Origin of the sequence: Gandjariella thermophila (genome assembly GCF_005405885.1) — a bacterium.
Classification (GTDB): domain Bacteria; phylum Actinomycetota; class Actinomycetes; order Mycobacteriales; family Pseudonocardiaceae; genus Gandjariella; species Gandjariella thermophila.
Genome location: NZ_BJFL01000001.1, coordinates 180,293 through 194,764, shown reverse-complemented (window position 1 = coordinate 194,764; position 14,472 = coordinate 180,293). Strand labels below are relative to the sequence as shown.

Annotated in this window: 13 protein-coding genes; 8 read left to right on the top strand and 5 right to left on the bottom strand. The window is 72.7% G+C overall.

What is annotated here, in order from left to right; genetic code table 11:
• Nucleotides 1-3: 3 nt before the first annotated feature.
• The 5 genes from kamD (at nucleotide 4) to FFT21_RS00925 (ending at nucleotide 5,474) form a co-directional block, all read left to right on the top strand.
• A complete protein-coding gene (gene kamD / locus FFT21_RS00945) occupies nucleotides 4-1,572 on the top strand; it encodes a lysine 5,6-aminomutase subunit alpha (protein WP_137811774.1) in 1,569 nt (522 codons plus the stop codon).
• The gene (kamE, locus tag FFT21_RS00940) at nucleotides 1,569-2,321 is read left to right on the top strand and encodes a lysine 5,6-aminomutase subunit beta (protein WP_137811773.1); all 753 of its coding nucleotides are present in this window, start codon (nucleotides 1,569-1,571) and stop codon (nucleotides 2,319-2,321) included. The genes kamD and kamE overlap by 4 nt, the downstream gene beginning before the upstream one ends.
• Nucleotides 2,322-2,389: 68 nt before the next feature.
• On the top strand, nucleotides 2,390-2,797 hold the full coding sequence (gene kal / locus FFT21_RS00935) for a 3-aminobutyryl-CoA ammonia lyase (RefSeq protein ID WP_225978004.1): 408 nt from the start codon (nucleotides 2,390-2,392) through the stop codon (nucleotides 2,795-2,797).
• Between the two features lie 198 nt (nucleotides 2,798-2,995).
• Nucleotides 2,996-4,645, top strand: coding sequence for an apolipoprotein N-acyltransferase (lnt, locus tag FFT21_RS00930; protein WP_225978003.1), 1,650 nt, complete (start codon nucleotides 2,996-2,998; stop codon nucleotides 4,643-4,645).
• A 58-nt stretch (nucleotides 4,646-4,703) separates the two neighbouring features.
• Complete coding sequence (locus FFT21_RS00925; RefSeq protein WP_137811771.1) at nucleotides 4,704-5,474, top strand: polyprenol monophosphomannose synthase; 771 nt, start codon at nucleotides 4,704-4,706, stop codon at nucleotides 5,472-5,474.
• Nucleotides 5,475-5,540: 66 nt separating this feature from the next.
• On the opposite strand, the gene FFT21_RS00920 is transcribed toward FFT21_RS00925, so the two are convergent.
• The 3 genes from FFT21_RS00920 to FFT21_RS00910 form a co-directional block, all read right to left on the bottom strand.
• Nucleotides 5,541-5,885, bottom strand: a complete 345-nt coding sequence (locus FFT21_RS00920) for an RNA polymerase-binding protein RbpA (RefSeq protein ID WP_137811770.1) — start codon at nucleotides 5,883-5,885, stop codon at nucleotides 5,541-5,543.
• 386 nt (nucleotides 5,886-6,271) lie between these two features.
• Nucleotides 6,272-7,645, bottom strand: coding sequence for an MFS transporter (locus tag FFT21_RS00915; protein WP_137811769.1), 1,374 nt, complete (start codon nucleotides 7,643-7,645; stop codon nucleotides 6,272-6,274).
• Between the two features lie 157 nt (nucleotides 7,646-7,802).
• The gene (locus FFT21_RS00910; protein ID WP_137811768.1) at nucleotides 7,803-8,588 is read right to left on the bottom strand and encodes a glycerophosphodiester phosphodiesterase family protein; all 786 of its coding nucleotides are present in this window, start codon (nucleotides 8,586-8,588) and stop codon (nucleotides 7,803-7,805) included.
• Nucleotides 8,589-8,718: 130 nt separating this feature from the next.
• On the opposite strand from FFT21_RS00910, the gene FFT21_RS00905 reads away from it, so the two are divergent.
• The 3 genes from FFT21_RS00905 to FFT21_RS00895 are packed head-to-tail and all read left to right on the top strand — an operon-like array spanning nucleotide 8,719 to nucleotide 11,914.
• On the top strand, nucleotides 8,719-9,081 hold the full coding sequence (locus tag FFT21_RS00905; RefSeq protein ID WP_137811767.1) for a hypothetical protein: 363 nt from the start codon (nucleotides 8,719-8,721) through the stop codon (nucleotides 9,079-9,081).
• A gap of 37 nt (nucleotides 9,082-9,118) precedes the next feature.
• Nucleotides 9,119-11,167, top strand: a complete 2,049-nt coding sequence (locus FFT21_RS00900; RefSeq protein WP_137811962.1) for a putative bifunctional diguanylate cyclase/phosphodiesterase — start codon at nucleotides 9,119-9,121, stop codon at nucleotides 11,165-11,167.
• A 33-nt stretch (nucleotides 11,168-11,200) separates the two neighbouring features.
• Entirely contained in the window at nucleotides 11,201-11,914 is a 714-nt protein-coding gene (locus FFT21_RS00895) for a VOC family protein (protein ID WP_137811766.1), read from the top strand.
• Between the two features lie 172 nt (nucleotides 11,915-12,086).
• On the opposite strand, the gene ligD (FFT21_RS00890) is transcribed toward FFT21_RS00895, so the two are convergent.
• A complete protein-coding gene (gene ligD, locus FFT21_RS00890; RefSeq protein ID WP_137811765.1) occupies nucleotides 12,087-13,019 on the bottom strand; it encodes a non-homologous end-joining DNA ligase in 933 nt (310 codons plus the stop codon).
• Complete coding sequence (gene ligD, locus FFT21_RS00885; RefSeq protein WP_137811764.1) at nucleotides 13,009-14,448, bottom strand: non-homologous end-joining DNA ligase; 1,440 nt, start codon at nucleotides 14,446-14,448, stop codon at nucleotides 13,009-13,011. The genes ligD (FFT21_RS00890) and ligD (FFT21_RS00885) overlap by 11 nt, the downstream gene beginning before the upstream one ends.
• Nucleotides 14,449-14,472 lie beyond the last annotated feature (24 nt).

The window sequence follows — 14,472 nt, the reverse complement described above, 5'->3', positions numbered from 1 at the left end:
GACATGAGCCTGCTGGGCCTGGACCCGGAGTTGGTGGCCAAGGCCAGGCGGTTGGCGGCGCGGGCGGCGGCGCCGGTGATCGACCTGGCCAGGGCGCACACCACGGTGTCGGTGGAGCGGGCCACGCTGCGGCTGGCCGGGATCACCGGCGCGGACACCGCACACCGCGCCGGGGACGTGCCGTGGGTGAACCGGGTGGTGGACACGGTGCGCGAGCACTGCGGCCTGGAGCACGGCGCGGCGCTGCCGGTGTTCCACGCGCTGGCCGAGCACAACCTCGGCTCGCTGACCGAGTTGGCCGAGGCCACCGCCGCCGGCCAAGTCCGCTACCGGCTGCCCACCGGAAGGGACCGGACCAGGGCTGCCCGCACCGCCCGCACCGCGATCGCGCGCGGCATCCGCACCCTGGACCGCAACCGGACCCAGCGCGACCGGTTGATCGCCAAGCTGGGTGATCCGCCGCAGCGGCCGTGGATCTACCTCATCGTGGCTACCGGCGACATCGACGAGGACGTGGTGCAGGCCGGCAACGCCGCCCGCGCCGGCGCCGACGTGATCGCGGTGATCCGCTCCACCGGCCAGTCCCTGCTGGACTACGTGCCGGAGGGCGCCACCCACCACGGTTTCGCCGGTACCTACGCCACCCAGGAGAACTTCCGGATCATGCGGGCGGCGCTGGACGAGGTGAGCCGGGAGGTCGGCCGGTACGTGCGGCTGACCAACTACGCGTCCGGGCTGTGCATGCCGGAGATCGCGGTGCTGGCCGGCCTGCAGCGGCTGGACATGATGCTCAACGACTCGATGTACGGGATCCTGTTCCGCGACATCAACCCGGTGCGCACGTTCGTCGACCAGCGGTTCTCCCGGCAGGTCCACGCCCGCGCCGGGATCATCATCAACACCGGTGAGGACAACTACCTCACCACCGCGGACGCGGTGGAGGCCGCGCACACGGTCACCGTGTCGCAACTGCTCAACGAGCATTTCGCCCACGAGGCCGGGCTGGCCGACTGGCAACTCGGGCTGGGCCATGCGTTCGAGATCAACCCGGACATCCCGGACTCGTTCCGGCTGGAGCTGGCGCACGCGCTGCTGGCCCGCGAGCTGTTCCCGGACGCGCCGCTGAAGTGGATGCCGCCGACGAAGCACATGACCGGCAATGTGTTCCGCGGCTACCTGCTGGACGGGTTCTTCAACCTGGCCGGCGCGCTGACCGGGCAGGGCATCCTGCTGGTCGGCATGATGACCGAGGCGGTGGTCACCCCGTTCCTGTCCGACCGCGACCTCGCCCTGGAGAACGTGCGCTACGTGCTCGGCGCGGCGGGCAACCTGCGCGAGGACTTCCGGCCGGCCCCGGACGGGTTGATCGTCAAGCGCGCCCACCAGGTACTCGGCGAGGCGGTGGACCTGCTGGAACGGATCGTCGACCGGGGGCTGCTGCGGGCGATCGCGGAGGGCACCTTCGGGTTGATGAGGCGGCCGGAGGACGGCGGCAAGGGCGCGGACGGTGTGGTGGCCAAGGCCGACGGCTACTGCAACCCGGCCATCGACCTGCTGGAGGCGGAATCATGACCGAGGCCGCGGCGCGGTACGTGCGCCCCTACGGTGACACCACCGGGGACGGCATGGTGCAGATGTCGTTCACCCTGCCGGTGCCGCACGGCCCCCGCGCCGACGGTGCCGCCCTGCGGTTGGCCGCGAAGATGGGCCTGGACCCGGCCATGGTGGTGCACTCCCATCCGATCGGCGGTGAGTTCACCTTCTTCGTGGTGTACGGGTCGGTGACGCACCTGGTCGACCTGGCCGAGGTCGAGGTGGTGGAGCGGGAGTTCCCGCTGCTCAGCCCCGCCGAGGTGAACGCCGAGGTGAAGCGGTTGCTGCGACGCAAGCTGGTGGTGGTGGGCGCGTGCATCGGCACCGACGCGCACACCGTCGGCATCGACGCGATCCTCAACATCAAGGGTTTTGCCGGGGAGAAGGGCCTGGAGTACTACCGCGAGCTGCGGGTGATCAACCTCGGCGCCCAGGTGACGGTGCCGGAGCTGGTCCGGCGGGCCCGGGCGGAGAAGGCGGACGCGGTGCTGGTGTCACAGGTGGTTACCCAGCGGGACGCGCACCTGTTGAACACTCGGGAGATGGCGGCGGCGTTCCGGGAGGCGATGGGGGAGCGGCGGCCGCTGCTGGTGGCCGGCGGGCCCCGGTTCGACCCGCGGATGGCCGAGGAACTGGGCGTGGACCGGGTCTTCGGCCGGGGCACCACCCCGGGCGAGGTGGCCAGCTACCTGGTGCACGCGCTCGCGCGACGCGGGGAGGTTTGCTGATGCGTGCGTCAAGCCGCGGCAGCCACCGTGGCCACGGCGCTGGGGAAACTCGCGGAAGGGGAGGGCTGGTGAGTTCCGCGCTGGTCGAGGGGTTCTCGGTGACCCACCGCCGGTACGTGCCGCACGCGCACGCCCACTACGGCGGCGGCCTGGTGGAGGGCGCCTACGGGCTGGGCCTGTTCGGGGACGTGGCCACGGAGCTGTGTATCCGCACAGACGGCGACGAGGGCCTGTTCGCCGGGTACTCGTCGGTGGATTTCCTGGCGCCGATCCGGGCCGGTGACGTGATCGAGGCGACCGCGACCCTGGTGCGCATCGGCAACCGGTCCCGGGAGATCGACTTCGAGGCGCGGGTGGTGTGCCGGGCGGCGGCCGAGCGGGGCCCGTCCGCGGCGGACGTGCTCGACCCGCCGCTGGTGGTCACCCGAGCCCGGGGCACGGTCGTGGTCCCCACCCGCCCCGACCCGATCGAGTGACCCTCCCTGCTGCCATGGAGTCCGTGCTGTCCCCGAGCACGTGGGGTGACGTGCCGGCCGGCACGGGAAGCTCGGCGCAGCCGTCCCGGCGGCGTTCGACCCGATCGAGCCGCTCGACCAGGAGTGATCCCGGGCCCGGTGCGCTGTTCGGCCGCCTGGCTGACCGGCGGCTGACTCCGCAGGCCGTACCCTAACCGGGTGGCTGCCCCCGTGGTGACGACGCCGGATGAGGCGTCGCCGGTCGAAACCCTCGGCACGCCGCGCCGCCGCTGGCGCGGCGTGCTCGCGCGCGTGGCGCTCGCGGCGGCGTCCGGCGCCGTGCTCTACCTGAGTTTCCCGCCGCGGCCGCTGTGGTGGCTGGCGCCGCTGGCGTTCACCGGGCTCGGGGTGGTGCTGCACGGCCGGCGGGCGCGTGCCGGATTCGGCTACGGGTTCGTCATGGGACTGGGGTTCTTCCTGCCCCTGCTGCACTGGACCGGCGAGTACGTGGGCGCGGTGGCGTGGTTGCCGCTGGCCGCGGCGGAGGCGGTGTTCGCCGGGGCGGCGGGCGCGGCGATCGCGGTGGTGTCCACGGTCGGGGGCGCGCCGCTGTGGGCGGCGCTGCTGTGGGTGGCCGGGGAGGCGTTGCGCGCGCGGCTGCCGTTCGGCGGGTTTCCGTGGGGCAAGGTGGCGTTCGGTCAGGCCGAGGGCGCTTACCTGCACCTGGCCGCGGTGGGTGGCACGCCGCTGGTGAGCTTCGCGGTGGCGTTGACCGGGTTCGGGGTGGCGGCGCTGGTGCTGCGGTGGCGCACCGGATGGCGGCCGCGGGCCGTGGTCGGCGCGGCGCTGGCGGTGCTGGTGCCGGTGCTGGCCGGGGTGGCGGCCGTCCCGGTGGTGGGCACCGACGCGAACGCGGGCATCGCGACGGTGGCGGTGATCCAGGGCAACGTGCCCCGGCTGGGCCTGGACTTCAACGCGCAGCGCCGCGCGGTGCTGGACAACCACGTGCGGCGCACCGAGCAGCTTGCCGCGGACATCCGCTCCGGCCGGGTACCCCGCCCGGATCTGGTGATCTGGCCGGAGAACTCCTCGGACATCGACCCGTACCGCAACCTCGACGCCTACACCGAGATCGACCGGGCCGTGGCGGACGTGGGGGCGCCGGTCTCGGTCGGCGCCGTGGTGTCCCCGCCGGACGGCACGCTGCGCAACGCCGCGGTGCTGTGGGATCCGCGGCGCGGCCCGGTCGACGAGTACGACAAGCGCAAGCTGCAGCCGTTCGGCGAGACCATGCCGCTGCGGTCGTTCGTCCGCGTGTTCAGCCCCGAGGTGGATCGGGTGACCTGGCAGTTCTCCCCGGGCACGGCGGCGAAGGTGTTCACCATGGGCCCGGCCCGGGTGGGCATCGCCACCTGTTACGAGGTGGCCTTCGACGGCGCCGTCCGTGACTCGGTTCGCTCGGGTGCCACGCTGCTGGCCATTCCCACCAACAACGCCACCTTCGGCCGTACCGAGATGACCTACCAGCAGCTGGCGATGTCCCGGGTGCGGGCGGTCGAGCACGGCCGTAGCGTGCTGGTGGCGGCCACCAGCGGGGTCAGCGCGATCGTCGCACCGGACGGCACCGTCACCCAGCAGACGGAGTTGTTCACCCCGGACGCACTGGTCGCGCGGGTGCCGCTGCGGGCGACGACTACGCTGGCCACTCGGCTCGGCGCCGGACCGGAGTGGGTGATGACCCTGCTCGGCCTGGCCGCACTGGGCTGGACCCTGGTCGCCTCGGTGCGGCGCCGGCGCGCCCGCCCGTCGCCGGCTACCACCGGTGGCGAGGGGTCGGGGAGGCCGCCGGACGGCCGGGGTGACCACTGACCATTCGAACGATCATGGCCGGCTGCGCGGCAGGCGCGCACCGGCGAGGAGGACACGCATGGCGGACCAGCGCGACAGCCACGGCGAGCTCGGCCCGGTGCTGGTGGCGATCCCGACCTACAACGAGCGGGACAACCTGGGGCCGATCGTGGAGCGGCTGCACGCTGCGCTTCCCGAGGCGCACGTGCTGGTGATCGACGACGGCAGCCCGGACGGCACCGGGCAGCTCGCCGACGAGATGGCCGCCGCGGAGTCCCGGGTGCACGTGCTGCACCGCAGCGAGAAGGCCGGGCTTGGCGCCGCGTACCTCGCCGGCTTCCGGTGGGCGTTGGACCGCGACTACGCGGTGATCGTGGAGATGGACGCGGACGGCTCGCACGCGCCCGAGGACCTGCCCAGACTGCTGGACGCGCTGCGGGACTCGGAGCTGGTCCTGGGCTCCCGGTACGTGCCGGGCGGGCGGGTGGTGAACTGGCCCAGGCGGCGGGAGTTCCTCTCCCGCGGCGCCAACCTCTACACGCAGATCGCGCTGGGCGCGGGCATCCGGGACATCACCGGAGGGTTCCGCGCCTACCGCAGGGAGGTGCTGGAGAAGGTCAATCTCGGCACGGTGGCCTCGCAGGGGTACTGCTTCCAGATCGACCTGGCGTGGCGCGCGCTGGAGGCGGGTTTCCGGGTGGCCGAGGTGCCGATCACGTTCACGGAGCGGCAGCACGGCGTGTCGAAGATGAGCGGTGACGTGGTGCGGGAGGCATTGGTGCGGGTGACCAAGTGGGGTCTGCGGCGGCGTGGCACCCAGTTGCGTGACCTGATCCGCGGCCGGGGGTGACGGTCGGCGGACGCAGAAGGGCCGCCCGCGGGATACGCGGGCGGCCGTTTCATGTCAGCGAGGGTATCAGGCCGAGCGGGAGCGGCGGCCGCGCAGCTCCTCCAGCCGCTCGTTGAGCAGTTCCTCTAGCTCGGGGATGGAGCGGCGTTCGAGCAGCATGTCCCAGTGCGTCCGTGGTGGCTTGGCCTTTTTCGGCTCGGGCTCGCTCCCGTCGATCATCTTCGATGTCGCGCCGTGCAGGCGACACTCCCAGACCGAGGGGACCTCGGCGTCGTCGGAGAACGGAACCTCGAAGTCGTGCCCCTTGGGGCAGGCGTATCGCACCTGCCGGCGCGGTGCGAGGTCATGGTTGCGGTCAGTCTCGTAGCTGATCGCTCCGAGCCGGCTACCACGCAAAACGCGGTCGGCCATGGCGGTGTCCTTTCGCTCGGCTCAGGGCAAGGGCCCCAGGGTAGTGCTTACCGAGTGCAACGATGGAACTAGGCCAATCGTTCCCGGGTTTGGGGGTCTGGTCGCCGTCGGTGACCTTCTTCACGTGTCAACGAAGGCTTCCGTTCATAAGGATGCAATCGGACGGCCTTCGTGACGCGTTATCCTCCGGCCGGGGACGACCAGCATCCGAATGGGTGAACCTACCGGACGTGTCGCCGGTCGGGCCAATGCGATGTGTCCGAAAGACGGCCCCCGGCGGCGAGGTGTTGGTCACACCAGGGCAGCACACGACGCCGAGCGGTTACCGAGCGTGTGCACCCCCGTGGGGGTGGCCCGGTACGCTACGTGGCGGCCGCACCCGCCGGCTAGCCACCGACGCCGCGGCCCGCCGGGTCCAGGTTCGCCGGCGGAACGTTGCCGGCCGCGCGGATCGCCCGACCCACGTTCACCACCAGCAGCAACGCCAGCCCGACCACGAAGAACACCACCAGCGACACGATCGCCGCCCGGTAGCTGCCGGTGTTCTGCAGCGTCAGGCCGAACAGCAGCGGGCCCAGCGCGCTCGTGCCCGAACTGGAGATCTCGTACAGGCTGAAGTACTCGGCCTCCTTGCCCCTCGGGATCATGCTCGAGAACAGCGACCGGGACAGCGCCTGCGTACCGCCGAGCACGATCGACAGCACCAGCGCCAGCGCGTAGAACTGCACCACGCTGCCGACCTGCAGGAAGTACGCGGCCACCACCACACCGACCCACAGCACCAGGCTGGCGGCCACCACCCGCTTCGCCCCCCACCGGCCGGCCAGCCGGCCCAGCAGCAACGCCCCACCGAACGCGGTGAACTGCACGATGAGGATCGCCGACAGCAGCGTCGAGTCGGACAACCGCAGTTCCTGCTGGCCGTAGTCGGCGGACAGCGTGGTCACCGTGGAGATGCCGTCGTAGTACACCAGGTAGGCCACCAGGAACAGCAGCGTCAACGGGAACGCCCGCAGGTGCCGCAGCGTGTCCCCCAGTTCCCGGAACCCGGAGGTGAGCACCGAACCGCGCACCGCGGCCCGCTCCGTCGCCGCCCGCGGCAGGTGCCGCAACACCCGCAGCGGCACCAGCGCGAACACCGCCCACCACACCCCAGCGCTGCCCAGCGACAGCCGCGCCAGCCACGCCGAGTCGTGGATGAAGAACGACCAGACGAAGTTGACCGCCAGCAGGATGCCGCCGCCCACATAGCCGGCCGCCCATCCCACCGAGGACACCCGGTCCCGCTCGTCCGGGCCGGCCAGGTCCGGCAGCAGCGAGTTGTACACCACCTTGGCGCTGCTGTAGGCGAGGAACGCGACCGCGAACAGCGCCGTCCCCAACTGCCAGTCGGTCGGCCCGACCAGCACCATCGCCGTGCACGCGGCCGCGCCGGTGTAGCCGAAACCCAGCAGCATGCCCCGCTTGCGCCCGGTCCGGTCGGCCACCGCGCCCACCACCGGCAGCACCACGAACAGCAGCACGCTGCACACCGACACCGTGTAGGCGAACAGCGAACCGGCCGCCACCGGAATCCCCAGCACGTTCAGCGTGCCGCTGCGGCCCACCGCGTTCTCCGCCACCGCCGGCAGGTAGCGGCTCATGAACACGGTGATCACCGTGGCCTCGAAGGTGTGGCTCGCCCAACCGTAGGTGTACCAACCGAACCGCTGCCGGCGCAGCGCCGGACCCGGCGCCGACTCCACCGACACCCCAGCCATCACGACCGACCGCCCTCCCTCGGCACACCCGGCCGCATCACCGTCGTCCACGACCAGGCACGCGGACTGTACTGGGCCGGGCGGCCGACGGCGGCGTCCCGGGTCGGACCGATACCGGGTCGTCGCCGTACCGCCACGGAAGCGGGCGGCGGCGGGGTCAGTTCACCTCCGGCCACGCACCCCGCGACCGCAGCACCTCCCGCAACACGTCCGGCCGGTCGGTGACCAGGCCGTCGACCCCGAGTTCCAGCAACGCCCGCATGTCCGGCTCCTCGTCCACCGTCCACACGTGCACCTCGAAACCGCGCCGCCGGGCCACCCGCACCAGCCGATGGTCCACCACCGTCAACCGGCCCTGCCGCACCGGCACCTGGGCCATCACCCCGCGCACCGCGGCGCCGAACGGCAGCAGCGGGAACCGGCCCACCGCCCACAGCGCGCCCACCGACCGGGGACCCATCGACGTGATCAACCGTGCCCCGGCCAGCCGCCGCAGCCGCGCCAACCGCCGGTCGGAGAACGACGCCAGGCACACCCGGTCCCAGGAGTTCGTCCGGCGCAGCACCTCCAGTACCGGGCCGACCGCCGAGTCCGCCTTGACGTCCACGTTGAGTAACGCCTCCGGCAGTTCCTCCAGCAGGTCCTCCAACCGGCACACTGGTTCCCGGCCGGCCACCCGCGCCCGCCGCACCTGCGACCACGGCAGCGCGGCCACCGCGCCCCGCCCGTCGGTGGTGCGGTCCAGCACCGCGTCGTGGTGCACCACCACCACGCCGTCCGCCGTGGCATGCACGTCGGTCTCCAGGTACCGGTAGCCCTCGGCCACGGCGCGGCGGAACGCCGCCAGCGAGTTCTCCATGCCGGCCAGTTCACCGACGTGCCACCCGCGGTGCGCGAACGCACGGGGATGGGGTCCGCTCAGGTACGGGTGGTCGACGATCATCGCGGCCAGCCTCCAGACGTGACGTTGTCGCCGCGGGCGCCCACGCCGGTCGCGGCGCCCGAACCGTCGAGTCTGCCCCGGCGGCGTGGCGAGCAGGTGACCGGGCGGTAGCCGGATACGGTCGGCGGCCATGGAGGTGGGGACCCAACCGGCGCCACATGCCCCGCGCCGCCAGGAACCCCGGCACTGCGCGTGGTGCGGGGCCAGACTGCCGGACGGCGGCAAGGTCGGCCGGCCACGCCGCTATTGTGGGCAGCCGTGCCGGCAACGCGCCTACGAGCGGCGCGCGGCGGTACAGCGCGGAGGGCTGCCGGACGACGCCGTCCTGCTGTCCACGGCCGAGATCGCGGACCTGCAGGACCGGTTGTTCCAGTTGCGGTGCGCGGCCGAGGACGTGGTCACCGCCGTCAACGACGGGGCGGAAGCCGGCGAGCTCCGGCGTCTCGCGGTGGGGATCGCGGAGGCCGCCAGGGGGCTCGAACGATTGCGCTGAGGGTGAAGGGTTGCCCACGGATCGCGATCGGACCACCATGGCGGCGGTGGCGAGGGAGGACGCGGTGACAGACGGCGACCCGGCGGACCGCCAGATACTGCAGCGCGCCAGCGTCGGCTACGGGGTGACCGACCCGCACGGCACGCTGTGCTGGGCCAACCCGGCGCTGGCGGAGTTGCTCGGCGTGCCGGTGAACCAGGTTGTCGGGCGGTCCCTGCTGGCGCTGCTGCCGGGCGTGCCGGACCGGCCGCGCAGCGGCCAGACGCTGCTCACCCCCTCCGGCGACCAGCACGGCCACCGCTGGCTGGAGGTCAGCTGCGAGGAACTACGCCCCGACCAACTCGTCTACCAGGTGGTCGACGTCACCGAGTGGCGCGACCGGGAACTGGAGGCTACCCACGAGGCCCAGGGGCTGCGCCGCGCCCAGGTGCTCAGCCGGATGGGCAACTGGGAGTGGCACGTCACCGAGGACCGCGTGGTGTGGTCGGACGCGCTGCTGGAGATGGTCGGCTTCCCGCTGGGCACCGAACTCGACTACGCCACCTACATCGGCCTGGTCCACCCGGACGACGTGCCGATGATCGAGAACACCCTGAACCGGTCGATGACCACCGGTGAGCCGTTCACCTATACGCACCGGATCATGCGCGCCGACCGGTCCGGGGAGCGGGTGTTCGAGTGCTTCGGCGAAGTGATCATGGACGGGGACGGCAAGGTCGTCCGCGTGCACGGCACCGCCCACGACATCACCCAGGCCAGCCGCATGCACCAGGAACTGCGGCGGATGGCCGAGGAGGACCCGCTCACCGGGCTGCACAACCGCCGCGCGCTCACCCGCGAACTGGAACGCCAACTCGCCACCGCCTCCTCCGGGTCCCTGCTGCTGCTCGACCTGGACAACTTCAAGGACGTCAACGACCTGCGCGGGCACGCCGTCGGCGACCGGGTCATGCGCACCGTTGCCGGCGTGCTGCGGGAACGGCTCGACGAGGGCCAGGTCATCGGCCGGCTCGGCGGCGACGAGTTCGCCGTGGTGCTGCCCCGCTGCGACCAGAAGAGCGCCACCGAGGTCGCCGACCGGCTGCGCAACGCCGTCGCCACCCTGCCGCTGGTCACCGCCGGGGCATCCACCCGGATCACGGTCAGCACCGGGGTCGCCGAGTTCGGCGCCGGCGACACCTGGCAGTCGGTGCTCGCCAACGCCGACCTCGCGCTGTACGCGTCCAAGGCCGCCGGCCGCAACCGGGTCACCGTCTACGACCCCGGCCACTACGCCGACACCGCCAAGCGGGTCTCGGTGCTGGACCGGCTGCGCATGGCCATCGAACACGGCGGGCTCGCCCTCTACGCCATGCCCATGGTCCGCCTCGGCAGCGGCCGCACCGTCGGCCACGAACTGCTGCTGCGCCTGGAGGACGGCCGCGAACCCGCGCTCGGCCCGGCCGAGTTCCTGCCCGCCGCCGAACGCGGCGACCTCGTGCTGGACATCGACCGCTGGGTGCTCGGCCAGGCCATCGACGCGCTGGTCGCCCACCCCGACCCCCGGCTGCGGTTCAACGTCAACGTCTCCGGACGCACCCTGGAGGACGAGGACTTCGGCGACTTCGTGCAGGACCGGCTCGCCGCCGCCGGTGTCGCCCCCGGCCGGCTCGGGTTCGAGATCACCGAAACCGCGGCGGTCACCAACCTCGACGCCGCCCGCAGCCTCGCCAACCGGCTGCGCGCCAACGGCTGCCGGATCACCCTGGACGACTTCGGCTCCGGGTTCGGCTCGTTCGTCCACCTCAAACACCTGCCGATCACCGGTCTGAAGATCGACGGTGAGTTCGTCCGCAGCATCGACTACTCGAGCAGGGACGCCGTGCTCATCGCCGGCATCGTGGACATCACCCGCGGGCTCGGCCTGTCCGCCGTGGCCGAATGGGTGGAACGCCCCACCCAGGTCGACGCCCTGGCCCGGCTGGGGGTCCGCGTCGCCCAGGGCTTCCACCTCGGCCGCCCCCGCCCCCTGGCGGAGGTACTGATACGGCCGAACGGAGCATTGTCCACTGGCCTGGCTCGCGCAGAGGATGGGGCACACTCCTGACCCGCCAGCCCTGCGCGAGGAGAAGCCCGTCCCGTGTCCCAGACCGAGGAGCCCGACAACGCCGCCGTGCGCGGGGTACGCCGGATCGAACTGCGCACCACCAACCCCACCGCGGCCGCCGAACACTACGAGGACCTGCTCGGCTGGAGCCTGCTGTTCTCCGGAGACGGCAGCGTCGGCGGCTGGGTCGGTGACCGGCTAGCCACCGTGCTCCGCCCCGCCGGCGACCAACCCACCGGGTGGCACGTCGTGTTCGGCGGCTCGGAGTCCCGCACGCTCACCGGTCCGGACGGCGTCACCGCGTCCGTCGACACCGGGCGCCCCCAGCACGGCCCGTGGGCGCCCCGCCCCCGGCACGGCGAACCCTGCTGGGTCGAGCTGAGCACCGGCAGCGACGACCACGACCAGTACTGGACCGGCCAGCTCGGCTGGCGGGTGCACCACCCGGAGGTGCCCGGGGAGCAGCGGTTCGCGCTGTTCGGCGCCGACCCCACCGGGGAGGACGTGCACCGGCCGGTCGCCGGCCGGATGCGCGAGGCCGACCCCGCGGGCGCGGCGTGGATCTGCTACTTCGCCGTCGCCGACGTCGCCGCCGCGGCCAAGCTGGCCACCGAACTCGGCGGCACCGTCGCGTTCGGACCGGCCGAGCTGCCTGCGGGGCTGGTCGCCACGGTGACCGACCCGCTGGGCGGGCGGTACGCGCTGCTGCAGGACCCCACCGGGTGGGGCGGCAACTGGTCGATCTGACAGCCTGTTCCGGGAACTGGGCCGGCTTGCGATGACGAATATGGGAACGCGCCAGGCGGAGCCCCCGCGATCGCGAGGGCGGGGCGCCTATCACGCACAACCAGAGTGCCATGTCCTCGTCGCGCCCCGGCGACGCGATCGCGGCGCGCGTTCGCAGAACGGGTACAGAGTCTCAGCGGGCACCGGCCCGTCGCCGCACCGGCAGCCGGTGGCGCTCCTCGCGCAGCCCGGCCATCAGGTCACCGTCGGTGTCCACCCGCGCCAGCACGTTGTCGGCGGTGAACAGCAGATCCTGCGGGTGCCGGCAGCGTTGGACCTCCGACCAGCGCAGCGGCGTGGACACCGTCGGCCGCGGCCGCGCCCGCAGCGAGTACGGCGCCACCGTGGTCTTCGCCGGGTTGTTCTGGCTCCAGTCGATCAGCACCTTCCCGGTGCGGCGGGCCTTGGTCATGGTCGCCACCACCCGCTCCGGCGTCTCGCCGGCCAACCGCTCCGCCACCGCCCTGGCGTACTCCGAGGTGCGCCCCGGCGCGGACACCCGCACCGGCACGTACACCTGCAGCCCCTTGGACCCGCTGGTCTTGACCCACGCCGGCAGACCGTCCTCGGCGAGCACCTCGCGGATCCGCTCGGCCACCCGGCAACAGTCCACCACCGTCGCCGGCTCGCCCGGGTCGAGGTCGAACACCAGCAGGTCCGGCACGCCCTGCCCGCCGCGCGGCCGCACCGTCCACTGCGGCACGTGCAGCTCCAGCGCGGCCAGGTTGGCCAGCCACACCAGCGACGCGCGGCCGTCCACCACCACGAAATCCGCGTAGGCCGCGTTCCTCCGGCTGCCCGGCGTGGGCAACCGTGCGGTGCGCACCCAGTTCGGGGCGTGCCGGGGCACGTTCTTCTCGTAGAACGACTCGCCCTCCACGCCGTCCGGGAACCGGCGCAGCGTGACCGGCCGGCCGGCCAGGTGCGGCAGCAGCACGGGGGAGACCCGCACGTAGTAGTCGATCACCTCGCCCTTGGTGAACCCGGTCTCCGGGTAGAGCACCTTGTCCAGATTGGACAGTTTCAACCGGTGCCCGTCCACGTCCACCAGCACGTCATCCGCCATCGCCAGCCACATCCTCGGGACGCTTGTCCACCCGCAACCCGCGCCAGGACGGCATGCGCAGCCGCCCGTCCCCGGTCCACTCGCGGAACACCACCTCGCCGACCAGCGCCGGCCGCACCCAGCGGGCACCCCGGGCGCGGTCCGCGGGCACCGGGGTGGCGAACGGGGAGGTGCGCCGGGCCAGCCCGGACAGCTGGCGGGTCAGCACCTCCAGGTCGGTGTCGGAGAACCCGGTTCCCACCGACCCCACGTACCGCAGCCCACCGTCACCGCCCGGCACGCCCAGCAGCAGCGAGCCCAGCACACCCTCCCGCCGGCCGGTGCCCGGCCGCCACCCGCCGATCACCACCTCCTGGGTGGTCACCTGGGCCACCTTGAGCCAGTCCCGGGAGCGGCGGCCCGGCTGGTAGGTCGAGTCCAGCCGCTTGGCCACCACGCCCTCCAAACCCTGCTCCCGGCTGGCCGCGAGCACCTCCGCGCCGCCGCCGGCGTAGTGCCGCGGCGTCTGCCAGTACCGGCCGCGCAGCTCCAATTCCTCCAGCAGCCGCCGCCGCTGCCGGTAGGGCAACCGCAGCAGGGACCGGCCGTCCAGGTGCAGCAGGTCGAACGCCAGGTAGGTGACCGGGGTGCGGGCGGACAGCCGGCGCGCCTGCGCGGCGTCCGCCACGTGCATCCGGCGCTGCAACGCGGTGAAACTGGGCCGGCCACCGGCCAGCGCGACGATCTCGCCGTCTAGCAACGCCTCCGTGCCGCCCAACTGCTCGCCCACCCCGCGCAGCTCCGGGTAGCTCGCGGTGACGTCCGCCCCGGTGCGGCTGGCCAGCCGGATCCGCCCGCCGGAGGACCACAGCAGGGTGCGCACCCCGTCCCACTTGAACTCGTACCCCCACTGCTCGTCCTCGGCCACCGGGGGCAGCGTGCCAGCGGTGGCCAGCATCGGCGCCAACTCCTCCGGCATCGGCTGCCAGTCCGGGCGGGGCGCCGGGTCGAGCCGGCGCACCAGCCAGTTCTCCTGCCGGCGCAGGAACACGTACCGGCCCTGCACCCGCTGGCCGTGCAGGGTGATCTCCACCTTGTCGTCAGTCCACAGCTTGGTCTCGTAGCGGCCGGCGTCCCAGATCCGCATCAACCCGGCGCCGTACTCGCCGCGCGGGATCTCCCCCTCGAAGGTGGCGTACTCCAGCGGGTGGTCCTCGGTGTGCACGGCCAGCCGCACCATGCCCGGCTGGGTGGGCAACCCCTTGGGCACCGCCCACGACACGAGCACGCCGCCGCGCTCCAACCGCACGTCCCAGTGCAGCCGGCGGGCGTGGTGCTCGTGCACCACGAACCGGTCGTCGTCGCCCACCGGCGGGGGCGGCCCCTCGGGCACCGGTTCCGGGGTGCGCCGCCGATCCCGGCGACGGCGGTACTCGCCCAGGTCCGGCATGGGTTTCCGGCCAGCTGGTCAGGA

Bases quoted from the DNA above. Each gene is read 5' to 3' on its own strand.
- FFT21_RS00900 (WP_137811962.1), top strand. From the start codon at position 9,119: ATGGCGGCGGTGGCGAGGGAGGACGCGGTGACAGACGGCGACCCGGCG.
- kamD (WP_137811774.1), top strand. From the start codon at position 4: ATGAGCCTGCTGGGCCTGGACCCGGAGTTGGTGGCCAAGGCCAGGCGG.
- FFT21_RS00910 (WP_137811768.1), bottom strand. From the start codon at position 8,588: ATGATCGTCGACCACCCGTACCTGAGCGGACCCCATCCCCGTGCGTTC.
- ligD (WP_137811765.1), bottom strand. From the start codon at position 13,019: ATGGCGGATGACGTGCTGGTGGACGTGGACGGGCACCGGTTGAAACTG.
- FFT21_RS00920 (WP_137811770.1), bottom strand. From the start codon at position 5,885: ATGGCCGACCGCGTTTTGCGTGGTAGCCGGCTCGGAGCGATCAGCTAC.
- ligD (WP_137811764.1), bottom strand. From the start codon at position 14,448: ATGCCGGACCTGGGCGAGTACCGCCGTCGCCGGGATCGGCGGCGCACC.
- FFT21_RS00925 (WP_137811771.1), top strand. From the start codon at position 4,704: ATGGCGGACCAGCGCGACAGCCACGGCGAGCTCGGCCCGGTGCTGGTG.
- FFT21_RS00915 (WP_137811769.1), bottom strand. From the start codon at position 7,645: ATGGCTGGGGTGTCGGTGGAGTCGGCGCCGGGTCCGGCGCTGCGCCGG.
- kamE (WP_137811773.1), top strand. From the start codon at position 1,569: ATGACCGAGGCCGCGGCGCGGTACGTGCGCCCCTACGGTGACACCACC.
- FFT21_RS00905 (WP_137811767.1), top strand. From the start codon at position 8,719: ATGGAGGTGGGGACCCAACCGGCGCCACATGCCCCGCGCCGCCAGGAA.